15 protein-coding genes are annotated in these 14,930 nt (G+C 65.1%); 9 read left to right on the forward strand and 6 right to left on the reverse strand.

Annotated elements, in window-relative coordinates; genetic code table 11:
* The first annotated feature begins 162 nt into the window (after positions 1-162).
* From AC6BOR_RS12780 to AC6BOR_RS12800, 5 genes are all read left to right on the forward strand, one after another.
* Positions 163-1,989: a DUF885 domain-containing protein gene (locus AC6BOR_RS12780; protein WP_498058771.1), complete on the forward strand. Its 1,827-nt coding sequence runs from the start codon at positions 163-165 to the stop codon at positions 1,987-1,989.
* Between the two features lie 55 nt (positions 1,990-2,044).
* Positions 2,045-3,616 carry an amidohydrolase gene (locus tag AC6BOR_RS12785; RefSeq protein WP_498058772.1) on the forward strand — a complete coding sequence of 524 codons (1,572 nt, stop codon included), beginning with the start codon at positions 2,045-2,047 and terminating at the stop codon, positions 3,614-3,616.
* Positions 3,617-3,652: 36 nt separating this feature from the next.
* Positions 3,653-4,810: an aromatic ring-hydroxylating oxygenase subunit alpha gene (locus AC6BOR_RS12790; RefSeq protein WP_498058773.1), complete on the forward strand. Its 1,158-nt coding sequence runs from the start codon at positions 3,653-3,655 to the stop codon at positions 4,808-4,810.
* A gap of 108 nt (positions 4,811-4,918) precedes the next feature.
* Positions 4,919-6,106, forward strand: a complete 1,188-nt coding sequence (locus tag AC6BOR_RS12795; RefSeq protein WP_086116813.1) for a toxic anion resistance protein — start codon at positions 4,919-4,921, stop codon at positions 6,104-6,106.
* 49 nt (positions 6,107-6,155) lie between these two features.
* Positions 6,156-6,821: a hypothetical protein gene (locus AC6BOR_RS12800; protein WP_498058774.1), complete on the forward strand. Its 666-nt coding sequence runs from the start codon at positions 6,156-6,158 to the stop codon at positions 6,819-6,821.
* Between the two features lie 8 nt (positions 6,822-6,829).
* Here AC6BOR_RS12800 and AC6BOR_RS12805 read toward each other — a convergent pair whose 3' ends face one another.
* The 6 genes from AC6BOR_RS12805 to AC6BOR_RS12830 all read right to left on the reverse strand — a co-directional run bounded on the left by AC6BOR_RS12805 (position 6,830) and on the right by AC6BOR_RS12830 (position 11,375).
* The gene (locus AC6BOR_RS12805) at positions 6,830-7,186 is read right to left on the reverse strand and encodes a c-type cytochrome (protein WP_498058775.1); all 357 of its coding nucleotides are present in this window, start codon (positions 7,184-7,186) and stop codon (positions 6,830-6,832) included.
* Positions 7,183-7,674 (reverse strand): group I truncated hemoglobin, encoded by a 492-nt coding sequence (locus AC6BOR_RS12810; protein ID WP_498058776.1) that lies wholly within the window; start codon positions 7,672-7,674, stop codon positions 7,183-7,185. The genes AC6BOR_RS12805 and AC6BOR_RS12810 overlap by 4 nt, the downstream gene beginning before the upstream one ends.
* 23 nt (positions 7,675-7,697) lie before the next feature.
* Positions 7,698-8,702, reverse strand: coding sequence for a DUF3034 family protein (locus AC6BOR_RS12815; RefSeq protein WP_498058777.1), 1,005 nt, complete (start codon positions 8,700-8,702; stop codon positions 7,698-7,700).
* Positions 8,703-8,821: 119 nt separating this feature from the next.
* Entirely contained in the window at positions 8,822-9,982 is a 1,161-nt protein-coding gene (dapE, locus tag AC6BOR_RS12820; protein ID WP_498058778.1) for a succinyl-diaminopimelate desuccinylase, read from the reverse strand.
* The gene (locus AC6BOR_RS12825; protein ID WP_498058779.1) at positions 9,979-10,674 is read right to left on the reverse strand and encodes a DUF1499 domain-containing protein; all 696 of its coding nucleotides are present in this window, start codon (positions 10,672-10,674) and stop codon (positions 9,979-9,981) included. The genes dapE and AC6BOR_RS12825 overlap by 4 nt, the downstream gene beginning before the upstream one ends.
* Positions 10,675-10,700: 26 nt before the next feature.
* Positions 10,701-11,375 carry a glutathione S-transferase gene (locus tag AC6BOR_RS12830; protein WP_498058780.1) on the reverse strand — a complete coding sequence of 225 codons (675 nt, stop codon included), beginning with the start codon at positions 11,373-11,375 and terminating at the stop codon, positions 10,701-10,703.
* Between the two features lie 90 nt (positions 11,376-11,465).
* Between AC6BOR_RS12830 and aroQ the strand changes: the two genes are divergently transcribed.
* The 4 genes from aroQ (at position 11,466) to aat (ending at position 14,927) form a co-directional block, all read left to right on the forward strand.
* Positions 11,466-11,912, forward strand: a complete 447-nt coding sequence (gene aroQ / locus AC6BOR_RS12835) for a type II 3-dehydroquinate dehydratase (RefSeq protein ID WP_498058781.1) — start codon at positions 11,466-11,468, stop codon at positions 11,910-11,912.
* Positions 11,913-11,946: 34 nt separating this feature from the next.
* Complete coding sequence (accB, locus tag AC6BOR_RS12840; RefSeq protein WP_498058782.1) at positions 11,947-12,447, forward strand: acetyl-CoA carboxylase biotin carboxyl carrier protein; 501 nt, start codon at positions 11,947-11,949, stop codon at positions 12,445-12,447.
* 8 nt (positions 12,448-12,455) lie between these two features.
* A complete protein-coding gene (gene accC, locus AC6BOR_RS12845) occupies positions 12,456-13,814 on the forward strand; it encodes an acetyl-CoA carboxylase biotin carboxylase subunit (RefSeq protein ID WP_498058783.1) in 1,359 nt (452 codons plus the stop codon).
* Between the two features lie 426 nt (positions 13,815-14,240).
* Positions 14,241-14,927, forward strand: coding sequence for a leucyl/phenylalanyl-tRNA--protein transferase (aat, locus tag AC6BOR_RS12850; RefSeq protein WP_498058784.1), 687 nt, complete (start codon positions 14,241-14,243; stop codon positions 14,925-14,927).
* Positions 14,928-14,930 lie beyond the last annotated feature (3 nt).

The following is a 14,930-nucleotide window of genomic DNA, read 5'->3' on the forward strand; positions in this document are numbered from 1 at the left end:
AATGGCTATCCCTATTTTGACGGTAGGGATTAAAGCTGCGCTGAACCGCCTGAAATCTGCGCTATCCCGAAACCGGCCTCCGGCTGCGCCGACAAAGCCACTTCACCCCGCCCGCCCGCGCGCCTAAGCCTGTGCGCCGCAGATCAGGGAGGGTCGATCATCATGCGCCGTTTCACCGTTCACGCCGCCGCCATCATCGCCGCGCTGGCCTTGCCGCTGGCACCCGCCATCGCGCAGGCACCGGCCGCCGCCACCGCCACCAGCGAGGATGCGCGGCTGACGGCATTTCTGGATGCCGAATTCGCCGAATGGGTGAAGATGCAGCCGCAGCTGGCCACCCGCCTGGGCTTGAAGGCCGGCGGCGAAAAGTGGAACGACATCAGCGACGCCGCTGCCAAGACGCAGCTGGCCTGGCGGCAGGCCAGCGTAGCCCGCATGAAGGCGCAGTTTGACCGCGCCAAACTCTCGCCAGAAGGCCAGGTCAATTTCGACATCTATGCGCTGGAGGCCGAGCGGGCGGCGCTGTCGGAAGCCAACCGCATCTATCGCCCGCCGTTCTACTCGCGGCTCTATTCGGCGCACAGCCAGCTGCCGGATTTCCTGATCAACACCCACAATGTCGCCGATGCGACCGACCTGAAAAATTATATCGCCCGTCTGCGCGGCATGCCCGCGGTGCTCGACATCGCGCTGGAACGGACCCGGGCGAGCGAGGCCGCCGGCATCCGCGTGCCGAAATTCCAGATCGAAACCATCATCGCCGGCGCCACCCAGCTGACCAGCGGCGCCCCCTATGGCGATGGCCCCGATGCCGCCCTGTGGGCCGATGTGAAGGCCAAGACCGAAAAGCTGGTCAGCGCCGGTACCCTGCCGCGCGCCGAGGCCGATGCCCTGCTGGCCGATGCAAAGGCTGCGATCCTTGATCTGAAACCTGCCTATGCCCGCGTTATCGACTGGGCGAAGGCTGATCTCGCCACCGCCCCGTCGGGCAAGGTCGGCGCGCTCACCCTGCCCAATGGCCTTGCCTATTATGCCAACGAGCTGAAGCTCAACACCACGACTGACCTCACCGCCGACCAGATCCATGCCATCGGCCGACAAGAAGTCGCCCGCATCGAGGCGGAGCAGGACGCGCTCGCCCGCCAGGCCGGCGTGAAGGACCGCAACGAATTCTATGCCATGCGCGAACGCATGTTCCCGCCCAAGCCGTTCGACGATGCCGCGCGCGAAGCCTATCTGAAGGAGGCCAACCGCTTTGTCGCCTATGTCCGCAGCAAGCTCGGCCCCTGGTTCGGCGAAGTGCCGGCCTATGGCATCGAGGTGGTGCGCGAACCGGCCTTCAGCGAAGTGCCCGGCGGCGCCGCCCACGCCAGCGCCCCCAGCCCCGATGGCAAGCGCCCGGCGCGCACCTTCGTGCACCTGGTTGGCATGCAGAAGGACCCGGCCGACATGTACACGCTGATGTGTCATGAATCGGTGCCGGGCCACAACATGCAGGGCGATATCCAGGTCCGGCAGAAGGGCGGGCCCAAGTTCCGCGGTGTTACCGGCTATGTCGCGTTCGGCGAAGGCTGGGGCCTTTATGCCGAGCGCATGTGCGCCGAAATGGGCGTGTTCCCCGATATCGCCGCCGATTTCCAGCGGCTGGAAGGCGAATTGTTCCGCGCCGCCCGCCTGGTGACCGACACCGGCATCCACGCCAAGGGCTGGACCGAGGAAGAGGCGGTGAAATATCTGCACGAAAGCGGCCGTGCGCCGCCCGAAATGGCCCGTTCCGAAGTGCGCCGCTACATCACGCTGCCTGGCCAGGCCACCGGCTACAAGATCGGCATGCTGAAGATCATGGAAGTCCGCGCCAAGGCGGAAAAGGCGCTGGGGCCCAAGTTCGACATCCGCGGCTTCCACGATCTCGTCATCGCAAGCGGCTCGCAGCCGCTCTCCATCCTCGAACGCCGGGTGGACGACTGGATCCAGGCGAAGAAAGGCTGAGCTTGCTGGCGGCGGGCCGCACCGCTAGCCTTTTGCCAATCAAGGGGGGACTGTCATGATCCGCACATTGTTTGCCGCCAGCCTGCTGGCGACCGCATCGCCCGTTCTGGCCGCCGCGCCGGAGCCAATGAAGGATGCGGCCGCTGCCATCATCGATGCCAAGGCCGGCGAGCTTGCCACCATGATCGACCAGGTGTTCAGCTATGCCGAACCCGGCTTTCAGGAGGTGCGGACCAGCGCCTATCTGGCCGGCATCCTCGAGAAGAACGGCTTCAAGGTGGAGCGCGGCGTTGCCGGCATTCCCACCGCCTTCACCGCCACCTGGGGTGAGGGCGGGCCCCTCATCGCGCTGGGCAGCGACATCGATGGCCTGCTCGGCCTGTCGCAGACGCCGGGCGTGCCGGGCGCCAAGCCGCTGGTCGCCGGTGCGCCGGGCCATGGCGAAGGCCACAACAGCGGCCTGCCGATGATGATCGTCGCCGCGCTGGCCGCCAAGGATGTGATGCAGAAGAACGGCATCAAGGGCCGCATCATGATCTGGCCCGGCGTTGCCGAGGAATTGGTCGCAACCAAGGCCTATTATGTCCGCGCCGGGATGTTCAAGGATGTGGACGTCAACCTGTTCGCCCATGTGGGGGACAGTCTTGAAACCACCTGGGGGCCGCTGGCCTACACCGCGTCGTTGAGCGTGGAATATAGCTTCAAGGGCCTCACCGCCCATGCCGCCGGCAACCCCTGGGATGGCAAGAGCGCGCTGGACGCGGTGGAGCTGATGGACGCCGGCTGGAACATGAAGCGCGAACATCTGCCGCCCAGCCAGCGCAGCCATTATGTCATCACCGGCGGCGGCAACCAGCCCAACATCGTGCCCGACAAGGCCAGCGTGTGGTATTATTTCCGCGACACCAGCTTGCCGGCGGTCAAGGCCATGTATGATGCCGGCAACCGCATCGCCGAAGGTGCAGCGATGATGACCGAAACCAGCGTCACCCGCCGCATCCTCGGCCATGCCGCCACCAATTATGGCAACCGCCCGCTGGCCGAAGCCGCCTTTGCCAACATGGCCGCCGTGGGCCTGCCGAAATGGACGGAGGCCGATCAGAATTTCGCCCGCGCCGTGCAGAGCGGCTTTGGCCGCAAGACGGCGCCACTGGCCAGCGACGGCCCGCACCTTTGGTCGCCGGAAAACCCCAATCCGGAAAAGAACGGCGGGTCTGACGATATTGGCGACATCATGTGGACGGTGCCGACCATCACCATCGTCTATCCCTCCAACGTGCCCAACATTTCCTATCACAACATCATGGCCGCTGCCGCCATGGCCACCCCGATCGCCCACAAGGGCGCGGTGGCCGGCGCCAAGGTGGCGGCGATGACCCTGCTCGATCTGATGACCACGCCCGAATTGGTCGCCAATGCCAAGCGCTGGCAGCAGGAGGTGCAGTTCAAGACCGAGAAATACGCCCCGCTGCTCAGCCCCGATGATCAGCCCGCCATCCATCTGAATGCCGACATCATGGCCAAGTTGCGCCCGCAGATGGAAAAATATTATTTCGATTCAAGGAAATACAAAACCTATCTGGAGCAGCTGGGCATTGATTATGAAAAGGCCGGTCTGAAAAACTAGCTTTCGCTTGGCCGCAAACCGAGTCAGGCTGTGCCTATGGACATTGCCTTCAAGCATCGTTCCCCAACGCCCGGCCAGCGCGCGCTGGCGGCGGCCATTCCGGCGGCCGCCGGCAGGGTGGCCAGTGGGGTGATGCGCGAAATCCCGGCCAGCGCCTATACCTGCCCCGATCATTTCGCCGCCGAATGGAACCGGGTGTTCAAACGGCTGCCGGTGGTGCTGGCGCCATCGGCGCTGATGCCGCAGCCCAACATGGCGGTGCCGCACGATGGCTTTGGCTTGCCGCTGCTGATCGCCCGCGATGGCAAGGGCGTTTGCCGTGTCTTCATGAACGTTTGCCGTCATCGCGGCACCCGGCTGGTGGAGGGGTGTGACCTGGTCAAATCCCCGGCGCTCGTCTGCCCCTATCACGCATGGAGTTACGGCACTGATGGCAAGCTGAAGGGTCTGCCACGTCCCGAGACGTTCGCCGGGATGGACAAGGCCAGCCGCGGCCTGATCGAACTGCCGGCCCAGGAGGCCGGCGGCCTGATCTGGGCCGGCCTTGACCGTGACGCAGCGCCGGATTTCAGCTTGGCCACCGGGCCGCTGGCGGCCGATTTCGATGCAATCGGTTTTGCCGATCAGCATCTTTATGCCCGGCGCACGCACAAGGTCGCGGCCAACTGGAAGCTGATCATGGATGCCTTCCTGGAAAGCTACCATGTGCTGCGCCTGCACGCGAACACCATCGCGCCCTTCTTCCAGGATGGCGTCACCACCGGCGACCGCATCGGCCCGCACCAGCGCAGCGCCGTCGCCCGCCTCGCCGCGCTCGACGGGGTCGACATTGACGACATGCGCGACCTTCGCCGCACCATGACCTTCACCTACACGCTGGCGCCGGCCACGGTGATCATCGCCAGCCCGGACTATATCAACATCATGGTGCTGATGCCGCGCGGGGTTGGAGAGACGTGGGTCGAGGATTTCATGCTGATCCCCGAGCCGCCGCGTGATGAGAAAGCCGAGCGGCACTGGGCAAAAAGCTGGGCGCTGCTCGATGGCGGCGTGTTTGGTTCCGAAGATTTCCGCGCCGCCGCGCTCGGCCACGAAGGCCTGGCCTCGGGCGCCATCGATCATGTCCTCACCGGCGGGCTGGAACAGGGCATCGGCGCCTTTCACGACATGCTGGCTGGCGTCATGGCCGATTGATTGGGCGATTTCCCGCCCCACCCCTTGCAAAAGCGTGTCGCAATCCTAACACAGTAGGCAGCGGCGCGGCAGACTGTTAAGCTGCGCCGGCAAAAGATGAGGACTGGCATGTCGGACGAAGTTGCAATCAAGCTGGAACCCCCGGTCGCGGTCAACCCGATCGCGCCGCAAAAGGCGGCCGGCCTGGTGCCGCTGAAGGATCAGGAGCGCGCCCAGCTCGATGCCAAGGTCGATGGTTTCATCGATGAACTGATCGCCACCGATGCCGCCAGCCCGGAATTCGGCAAGAAGGTCGATGCGCTGGCCAATCTGGGCGCCACCGAAATCGCCCGCGCCGCCGCCCAGTCCAACCGTTTCCTCGATCGGCCGACCCGCGCCCTCAACAAGGAGGCCGGAATCGGCGCCGATCTCGTGCAGCTGCGCAAGATCGTGGAGGATCTGGATCCCGGCAAATCCGGCAAGCTGCAGGGCCGCAAGAAGCTATTTGGCCTGATCCCCTTCGGCGGTGACAAGCTGCGCTCCTATTTCGACAGCTACAAGAGTGCGCAGGGCAATATCAACGCCATCCTGGGCGCGCTGAAAAGCGGCAAGGACGAGCTGTTGAAGGACAATATCAGCATCGAGGACGAGCGTGCCAAGCTGTGGGACGCGATGGGCAAGCTGGAACAGATGGTCCACATGTCCAAGGTGCTGGATGAAAAGCTGGAGGAAAAGGCCACCGAGCTGGACATCACCGATCCGGCCAAGGCCAAGGCCATCCGCGAGAGCGCGCTGTTCTATGTGCGCCAGCGCACCCAGGACCTGCTGACCCAGTTGGCCGTGTCGGTGCAGGGCTATCTGGCGCTCGATCTGGTCAAGAAGAACAATGTCGAGCTGATGAAGGGTGTGGACCGCGCCAGCACCACCACGGTGGCGGCGCTGCGCACCGCCGTGACCGTGGCCGAGGCGATGACCAACCAGAAGCTGGTGCTGGAACAGATCACCCAATTGAACAGCACCACCGCCGGCATCATCGATTCGACCGGGGAGCTGCTGAAGAGCAACACCGCGATGATCCACGAACAGGCATCGTCGAGCGCCATTCCGGTGGAAACGCTGCAGCGCGCCTTCCAGAATGTCTATCAGACGATGGACGCCATCGACACGTTCAAGATGAAGTCACTGGAAGCGATGAAGACCACGGTCGACACGCTGAGCGTCGAGGTGGAGAAAAGCCGCGCCTATGTGGCGCGCGCGCAAGGCCAGGCCGAAGCCCAGATCGCCGGCCCGCAAACCAGCCTCACGGCCCTCACCTGATATGGCGAGTGTGCCGCCTTTTGACGAAGCCGAAGCCCGGCGCCGGCGCATGGCCCGGGCCGAAGCCATGCAGATGGCGCGCGCCCGGCGCTGGGAACGGCGCAAGGCCAATGTCGCCACCCGGTTGACGCGCGGCGGCATCGCCTTTCTGGCCACGGTGGCAGCGCTCACCGCCTATGGCTGGATATCGGATGGCATGGGCATCGGCCTGTTCCTCTTGAGCCTGCTGATCGTGCCGCTGTCGGGCATTGCCGGCTTTGCCCTGCCGGTGGGCGGGCCCGATGTCGACAAGATGGACGAAGCCGCCCCGGCCGAACTGCCCGCCATCACCGAAGCCTGGCTGGAACGGCAGCGCCGCCACCTGCCGCGCCTTGCCGCGCCGCATCTGGATGGCATCTCGGTGCAGCTGGCCGCGCTGGAACGGCAATTGGCACGCGTGCCGGCCGATCATCCGGTCGCGCAGGACATTGGCCGCCTGTTGGGCAAGCATCTGCCCGAGCTGATCGACCGTTACACCCGCATCCCGCCGATGCAGCGCGCCAATATCGTCGAGCATGATGGCCGCACGCCCGAAGCCACGGTGATCGATGGCCTCAAGGCGGTGGAGGCCGAGCTCACGCGCGCGTCGGCCGCCCTGGCCGAAGCCGACCGCGACGGCCTGCGCGTGCAGGGCAAGTTCCTCGAAGCCCGTTATGGCGAGGGCCAGCGGGTCTGAGCCTCTGGTTAGGGCCGATTGGCCAGATAGGCGATGATCGCCTCCCGCTCGGCGGGATCGGCGACGCGCACATACATGCGGGTGCCGGGCACCATTGCCTGCGGGTTGGTGAGCCAGCGGTCCAGCGCCGGGGCGCTCCACACGAAATCGGCGGCAGCCAGCGCCGGTGAATAGGCAAATCCCGGCAGCTTGCCGGCCGCACGCCCGATCAGGCCGGCGTGGCGGGGCCCGGTGCCGTTGCGATCAATCGCGTGGCAGCGGCTGCAACGCTGGGCATAGAGCGCGGCGCCATCCAGCGCGGCAGCCGGGGTGGCCGCTGCCGCAAGGGCAACGGCCACCACCAGGGCGGATGCGGGGGGCATCATTTGTCGACGATGTCGCGATGCATCGGCGCCAGCGCCGCGATCAGCCGGTTTTGCGCGAAGAAGGGCACATTGCGCTTGTTGAGCGTGATTTGAAGTTCCTCGACCAGGGCATAGAAAGCGCCTTCGGTCACCTTCATCCCGGCGTGCGATTCCGCCATGGTGCGCCCGGTGTAGGTGCAGGGGCCGTTCATCACCACGCAGAATTGTTCCACCAGCAGCGCCTTGATGCGCGTTTGATCGGCGCCTTCGAAATAGGGCCGGGTCTTGGGGTTGGCGAGCCAGCGCTGCATCACGTCATCCATGATGCGCACCAGTCCCTCGCGCCCGCCAAAGTTTTGCAACAGGTTGGTGCCATCGGTGGCGAGTGGCAGGGTGGGTGCCCGCGGCTTGATCGACGGATCGGACACGGCGGGTTCGGCCGGGGCGGCCATGGCGGTGTTGGGCAGGATCAGCAGCGCCAGCGCGCACAGGGCAATATCAAACTTCATGAGGGCTCTCCGGATTTTTGGGGTCAGAAACCGATTTGCAGCGATGCATAGACGCCGTTCTGCCGGGCCAGCGCGATCTGGCCGAGGCGGGCATAGGCGAGGGTGAGCGACATGTTGCGCAGCGGCGCATAGGCGACAAACACATCCCAGGCGTTTTCCTCTCGGAAGGAGGTGCCGCCGAGCGCGCCTTCCAGCCGGTTGGACTTGGTTCGGAATTCGCCGCCCACCGCCAGCTTGCGAGTCAGCAGCAGCGCCGCCGAGGCTTCCAGCTGCGGCTTGTAGGCCTGATCCTGGCCGCCCAGGCCGCCAAAGCCGAGGATGCCATATTGGTTTGCCTTGGTGAGCCGGCCGGTTACGTTGACCAGCAAGCTTTGCGCCAGGAAGATCTTGGTGGCCGAGATGTAGAAATCGGTGCCACGCCGCTTTAGGCCGAGCGCCCCGCCGACCACCGGGGCGTCATCGTTGATCTTGTATTGGGCGCCGATGGCGATCTGGGGCAGCAAACTGTCCTGTTCCAGCACGGCGTCGCCGATCACGCGCAGCTTGGCACCGATGATTGTCTGGCTGATGGTGTAGCGGTTGCCCAACGCCAGGGCGTTGCCGACTTCGCGCAGATTAAAATTCTGCCGCGCCACCGACAGTTCGAGCCGGTTCTTGATATTGATGGCGGCACCATAGGACGCCAGGGTGAAATCCTGGGTGTCGACGCCAGTGATATAAGAGGTGATGCCGAATTCGTTGCGGGTTCCATAGCCGCCGATCAGGGCCCAGGGCACCAGCCCGCCGCCGCCGGCACCTTCGATGGTGGAAACCCCGCCCGTCAACAGCAGGCGGCCGCCGGGATAGAGGAAGGACGGCCGCTTTCGCACCGGCGCCGCCGCGACGGCGCCGCTGCCGGCCTGATCCGCGCCATCAAGGGCGACCATGATGCTGGCATCGTCAAACGGGGTGTCGCCAGCCGCGCTGGCACTGGCGGCGGTGGCGCACAGGCACACCGATGCCGCCAGGGCGGCAAAGTGAATAGACATGAAAATATGCCTCGCGTTGGTTGAGAGATCGGGCCTCCCGGACCCGAATACAGCTACGGCGGCACGGGTGCGCCGGGTTCAGCGCGGGCGAAAAACAAATTGTCGCAGAGGAACTTATCTCAGATGCGCGGTGGTAACGCCTGGGCAAGCATGGCTTCATACACCGCTGCGAGCCCGGCAATGTCGGCCACCGCGACATGCTCATCCACCTTGTGCATCGAATGGCCGGGCAGGCCGAATTCCACCACCGGGCACAGGCGGCGGATGAAGCGGGCGTCGCTGGTGCCGCCGGTGGTCGAAAGCTCCGGTGTGCGGCCAGTGACGGCGTGGACGGCATCCCCCACCAGCGCCGACAGCGCGCCGGGTTCGGTGAGAAAGGCCTCGCCGGAAATCTTTACCTCGACCTGGGCCGAGGGCGCGTGGGCAGCGACCGTGGCACGGATCCAGTCGGCCAAGGCGGCACCGCTATGCTCGTTGTTGAAGCGGATGTTGAGCCGGGCGTGGGCCTGCGCCGGGATCAGGTTGGTGGCCGGATTGCCGACTGAAACATCGGTGATTTCAAGGTTGGAAGGCTGGAACCAGCCGTTGCCCCTATCCAGCACCCGCGCCTTCAGATCGGCCAGGATGGCGACCAGCCGGGTGATCGGATTGTCGGCGCGGGTGGGGTAGGCGACATGCCCCTGCGCGCCGTTGACCGTGATCCAGGCGTTGAGGCTACCGCGCCGACCGATCTTCATCATGTCGCCCAGGGCATGCTGCGAGGTCGGCTCGCCCACCAGGCAGAGATCGGGCACCAGGCCATTGGCCTCCATCCAGTCCAGCATCATCGTGGTGCCGAAGGTGGCCGGGCCTTCCTCATCCCCGGTGATGATGAAGCTGATGCGGCCCTGCAATGGCCCCTTGGCCAGATGGCGTGCGGTGGCGGCGACCATGGCAGCCAGCGCGCCCTTCATGTCGGCGGCGCCGCGGCCAACGATGAAGCCATCGCGGATGTCCCCGGCAAACGGGTCCTCGCTCCAGCCGGCAAGATCGCCGGCAGGCACCACGTCGCTGTGGCCGGCAAAGGCAAAATGTGGGCCCGGCCCGCCGGCCAGCGTGGCGAACAGATTGTCCACCGGGCCATCGGGCGGATGGCCAAACGGCAGACGGGTGCAGGCGAGTCCCAAGCCCGTCAGCGCCGTCTGCAGCACGTCCAGCGCGCCGTCATCGGCCGGCGTCACGCTGGCGCAGCGGATCAGGGCCTGGGTGAGGGCAATGGGATCGTTCGGATCGGGCGTCATGCCCCGGCTTTGCGCACGGATGCGGCCAACCGGTCAAGCCACGCGCTTATCCGCCGCGCGTTTACGCCCAGATCGCTTGTGCCCACCCGTGATTTTGACCTTATGTCCACCCGCGTGCCGCCCGGCACATCGGTCAGCCGGATGACGATATCATCGCGGAACCCCCACCAGGGCACGCGGGCGACCGCTTCGATCCGGCCGGCATCGGCATCGCTGGCAATGATCTCCCACCCCTTGCAGGCGGCCAGCGCCAACCGGAACGCCTTGTCGCGCGGCAGCGGCAGATCAAGCGGACGGATCTGCGGATAGGCGCGGGACTGTTCGGGGGCGAAGGCTGGGTTGTATTCAGGCGGATTGGCATCGGCCCCGCGCAGATCAGGGGTGAGGGCAACAAATTCAGGCGGGTTGGCGGTATCGGTGCTGATGTCGTTAATTGCCGGCTTGTCGGCCGCCATCAGCACGATGGCCGTTGGAATGGTTGCCGCCGCAATGCCTGCAGCCGCTGCAATCACAGTGACGACTCCGCCGCGGCGGCGGATCAGGCGGGCCAGGCAGAACAGGGCGCCAATGCCGGCCAGCACCGCAGCGCCGGCAAACAGGCCCACGGCAGCCTGCCAACTGACCAGGCCGAAGTTGAGCAGCGGCCCGGCGAGCAGCAACAGCAGCGCCGCTGCCAGCGTGGCCCGGGCCATGCGGGGGCCCAGCGGCGCGCGGGCGCTCACCCGCGCTTCACCCCGCCGGGGATGTGATAGCGGGTGAATTCATAGGGTTCGGCCAGTGCAGCCGTCGTCCATTCCTGCATGAACGGATGCGCCAGCACCCGATCCACATAGGCGCGGGCCGTGGCGCTGACCGGCAAATGATAGGTGTCGATGCGGGTACAGACCGGAGCAAACATGATGTCGGCCGCGCCGAACCGGCCGAACAGCCAGGGCTCGCCAGTCTCGGCCCCGAAGCGGCCAAGCGCCTCTTCCCACAGGGTTTCGATCCGGCGCACGTCGGCCATGATCTCGGCCGTGGGCACGAAATCGGGATAGTGATGCTGCAGGTCCATCGGGCAGCCGGCCCGCAATGGGGCAAAGCCGGAATGCATCTCTGCACACATGGCATAGGCCAGCATGCGGGCCGGCACATCGCGTGGCCAGAAGCGGTCATGTCCGGCCTTGTCGGCCAGATGCAGCAGGATCGCCATCGAATCCCACACCGGCTCGCCATGATCCCACAACACCGGCACCTTGCCCGATGGCATATCGGTCTTGGCTTCGCCGCTGATCCAGGCCGGCGAATCCATCACGCGCAGCTCGGTCTCGAACGGCAGCAGGCTCTGCTTGGCGGCCAGCCAGCCGCGCAGCGACCAGCTGGAATAGGTGCGGTTGCCGATGATGATCTTCATGTGGTGCGACCCGTGGCTGAAACGGCGGCGAGCATCGCGCAATCGCGCCGGCCTTGCAACGCTGTCGCCTTCATGCTTTGCCTGTGGGCCATGAACGACTTGCCGCTGGTCATGGTGCTGAATGGGCCCAACCTCAACCTCCTGGGCAGCCGGGAGCCCCATATCTATGGCCACGATACGCTGGACGATATTGCCGCGCGGCTGGAAGACCAGGCGCAGGGCCTGGGGCTGATGGTCGACATCCGCCAGTCCAACCACGAGGGCCATCTGGTCGATTGGCTGCACGAGGCGGGTGCCCGCGGCGCGCTGGCCGTCATCCTCAACGCCGGGGCCTTCACCCACACCAGCATCGCCATCCATGATGCCATCAAGGGCATCACGGTTCCGGTGATCGAGGTGCATCTGTCGAACCCGCATGCCCGGGAAGAGTTCCGGCATGTCAGCTTTGTCGCCAGGGCGGCGAAGGGCAGTATTTCGGGCTTTGGTGCCGCATCCTATGCCCTCGCGCTGGACGCGGCCGCTGCTTTGCGGCATTGAGCCGGACTTTCGAGGGGCAATTTACGGGATCGTCATGGCAGACTCCAAGGGAATCGTGGTTGATACCGGGCTGGTGCGCGAGCTGGCCGAACTGCTGGATTCGACCAATCTGACCGAAATCGAGGTGAAGGATGGCGAGCGGGTGATCCGTGTGGCGCGCACCGCTGCCGCCGTGACCATGGCCGCTGCCGCTCCCGCCTATGCGCCGGCCCCGCCCGCTGGTGGCTGGCCGGCCCCGCCGCCCGCCGTCGCTGCTCCGGCTGCCGCCGCGCCGGCTGGCGATGGCGACATCAAGAATCATCCGGGCCTGGTGAAATCGCCGATCGTCGGCACCGCCTATCTCACCCCGGAACCGGGTGCGCCGCCGTTCATTTCCGAAGGCGCCACCGTGAAGGCCGGCGACACGCTGCTGATCATCGAGGCGATGAAGGTGATGAACCCGATCGCGGCGCCCAAGGGCGGCGTGATCAAGTCCATCCTGGTGAACAGCGAGCAGCCGGTGGAATATGACCAGCCGCTCGTGATCATCGAGTAAGCGTGGCGATGTTCAAGAAGGTTCTGATCGCCAACCGCGGCGAAATCGCGCTGCGCGTGCACCGCGCCTGCCGCGAAATGGGCATCCGCACCGTGGCCGTGCACAGCACTGCCGATGCCGATGCCATGCATGTGCGCCTGGCGGATGAGGCGATCTGCATTGGCCCGCCCTCGGCGACGGACAGCTATCTGAACATCCCGGCGATCATTTCGGCAGCCGAAATTGCCCAGGCCGATGCCATCCACCCCGGCTACGGCTTCCTGAGCGAGAATGCCCGCTTTGCCGAGATCGTGCAGGAGCATCGCATCACCTGGATCGGGCCTGATCCCGAACATATCCGCAAGATGGGCGATAAGGTGGAGGCCAAGCGCACTGCCGCTGCCCTGGGTCTGCCGCTGGTGCCGGGTTCGGATGGGCCGGTGAGCAGTGTCGAGGAAGCCCTCGAAGTCGCGGAAAAAATTGGCTATCCGGTGCTGGTCAAGGCCGCGTCGGGCGGCGGTGGCCGCGGCATGAAGGTGATCCCCGATGCTGCCAGCCTGCCCTCGCTGGTCAGCCAGGCCAAGAGCGAGGCCAAGGCCGCCTTCGGCGACGACACCGTCTATATCGAAAAATATCTGTCGGAACCGCGCCACATCGAATTCCAGATCTTTGGCGATGGCCAGGGCGGTGCGGTGCACATGGGCGAGCGCGATTGTTCGCTGCAGCGCCGCCACCAGAAGGTGCTGGAAGAGGCGCCGTCGCCGGTTCTGAGCGCTGCCGAGCGCGCGCGCATGGGCGAAGTGGTGCGCCAGGCGATCGCCAAGCTGAAGTATCGCGGCGCCGGCACCATTGAATTTCTTTGGGAAAATGGCGAATTCTTCTTCATCGAGATGAACACCCGCCTGCAGGTGGAACATCCGGTGTCGGAAGCCATCACCGGCCTTGATCTGGTGCGCGAGCAGATCCGTGTCGCGGCCGGCCTGCCGCTGTCGGTCACTCAGGAAGACATTCATTTCGAAGGCCATGCCATCGAATGCCGCATCAATGCCGAGGATCCGGCCAGCTTTGCGCCATCGCCCGGCCGCGTCACTGATTTCCACCAGCCCGGCGGCCTGCATGTACGTGTCGATTCAGCACTTTATGACGGTTATCGCATCCCGCCTTATTATGATTCGCTGATCGCCAAACTGATCGTTTACGGCGCCAATCGCGACGAATGCCTGATGCGCCTGCGCCGTGCGCTGGAAGAATTCGTCATCCACGGGCCGAAGACCACCATCCCGCTCCACCAGGCCCTGATCGAGGACCCGGATTTCCAGAAGGGTGATTATTCGATCAAGTGGCTGGAACGCTGGCTGGCGGCCAAGGCGGAAGCGGCCAAGAGTTAGGCCCGCTCGCGTCCACAGTGAATTGCGGTGCCACACCCGGCCTTGGCGGGGGTGTGCGCTGTTGTGTGTTCCGTCGTGAACACAATCGCCCCCAGCGCCGTCTTGAAGCGGATGCGCCGGTTTCTGATCGCACGATTCGGCCAAATCACCCCCCGAAAAATCCTCTTGTGGCCGAAATCCGGTCCTGACCGGGCCTTGCATCCAGGCAATTGTGAAGTTGACAAAGTTGACACATCTGCCGGGTACAGCAATTGAAATCGTGTCACATTGGCAGCCAATGTGACAGTTGGCCGGGATGCCGATTTTACAATTGAGACAGAGCGTTGATCAGCAAGCATGACAGATCGTGCGCGTGTAGGACAGGCCTTGCTGGCGGTGCCCGGATTGCCGCTGGAAATTGCCGGGTGAACGGGGCATGGGGACCACATGAGCCGCGCGATTGCCCATCGGCTTGACCCCGACATGCTGCTGCGCGCCTATGCCAGTGGCATTTTTCCGATGGCCGAGCGGGCCGACAGCAGTGACGTGTTCTGGGTGGAGCCACGGCGGCGGGGCATCCTGCCGCTGGATGGCTTTCACCTGCCGCGCAGCCTCGCCAAGGTGTTGAAGCAGCAGCGGTTCCGCTTCACGGTGGACGAGGCCTTTGGCGATGTGCTGGCCGGCTGTGCCGAACCGGTGCCGGGACGCAGCGAGACCTGGATCAACCCCTTGATTCATGATGCCTATCTGGCCCTGCACGAGCGCGGCCAGGCGCACAGTGTGGAGGCGTGGACGGCCGATGGGGAACTGGCGGGCGGGCTTTATGGCGTGCGGCTGGGCCGGGCCTTCTTCGGCGAATCGATGTTCACCCGGGTGCGGGATGCCAGCAAGGCCTGCCTGGCGGCGTTGGTGGTGCGGTTGCGGCTGGGCGGATTTGTGCTGCTGGACACCCAGTTTCTGACCGGGCATCTGGCCGGGTTTGGCGCGATCGAAATTCCGGCGAAGGATTACCGGGCGAGGCTGGCGGCGGCGCTGGTGGGTTCGGGTGATTTTTTCGTGGATGATGAAGGGCTTGGTCCCAAGGTGGGGCCGTCGGGGAAGCGCATCGTGCAGCTTTTGAGCCAGACATCGTAGCGT

It is taken from the genome of Sandarakinorhabdus sp. FBCC-B8862 (assembly GCF_059745315.1).

Excerpts from the sequence above, each read along its gene's own strand:
- AC6BOR_RS12805 (WP_498058775.1), bottom strand. The coding sequence starts at position 7,186 with ATGATGCCCCCCGCATCCGCCCTGGTGGTGGCCGTTGCCCTTGCGGCA.
- AC6BOR_RS12825 (WP_498058779.1), bottom strand. The coding sequence starts at position 10,674 with ATGGCCCGGGCCACGCTGGCAGCGGCGCTGCTGTTGCTGCTCGCCGGG.
- accB (WP_498058782.1), top strand. The coding sequence starts at position 11,947 with ATGGCAGACTCCAAGGGAATCGTGGTTGATACCGGGCTGGTGCGCGAG.
- AC6BOR_RS12780 (WP_498058771.1), top strand. The coding sequence starts at position 163 with ATGCGCCGTTTCACCGTTCACGCCGCCGCCATCATCGCCGCGCTGGCC.
- aat (WP_498058784.1), top strand. The coding sequence starts at position 14,241 with ATGAGCCGCGCGATTGCCCATCGGCTTGACCCCGACATGCTGCTGCGC.
- AC6BOR_RS12795 (WP_086116813.1), top strand. The coding sequence starts at position 4,919 with ATGTCGGACGAAGTTGCAATCAAGCTGGAACCCCCGGTCGCGGTCAAC.
- AC6BOR_RS12800 (WP_498058774.1), top strand. The coding sequence starts at position 6,156 with ATGGCCCGGGCCGAAGCCATGCAGATGGCGCGCGCCCGGCGCTGGGAA.
- dapE (WP_498058778.1), bottom strand. The coding sequence starts at position 9,982 with ATGACGCCCGATCCGAACGATCCCATTGCCCTCACCCAGGCCCTGATC.
- accC (WP_498058783.1), top strand. The coding sequence starts at position 12,456 with ATGTTCAAGAAGGTTCTGATCGCCAACCGCGGCGAAATCGCGCTGCGC.
- AC6BOR_RS12790 (WP_498058773.1), top strand. The coding sequence starts at position 3,653 with ATGGACATTGCCTTCAAGCATCGTTCCCCAACGCCCGGCCAGCGCGCG.
- AC6BOR_RS12810 (WP_498058776.1), bottom strand. The coding sequence starts at position 7,674 with ATGAAGTTTGATATTGCCCTGTGCGCGCTGGCGCTGCTGATCCTGCCC.
- aroQ (WP_498058781.1), top strand. The coding sequence starts at position 11,466 with ATGAACGACTTGCCGCTGGTCATGGTGCTGAATGGGCCCAACCTCAAC.
- AC6BOR_RS12785 (WP_498058772.1), top strand. The coding sequence starts at position 2,045 with ATGATCCGCACATTGTTTGCCGCCAGCCTGCTGGCGACCGCATCGCCC.
- AC6BOR_RS12830 (WP_498058780.1), bottom strand. The coding sequence starts at position 11,375 with ATGAAGATCATCATCGGCAACCGCACCTATTCCAGCTGGTCGCTGCGC.
- AC6BOR_RS12815 (WP_498058777.1), bottom strand. The coding sequence starts at position 8,702 with ATGTCTATTCACTTTGCCGCCCTGGCGGCATCGGTGTGCCTGTGCGCC.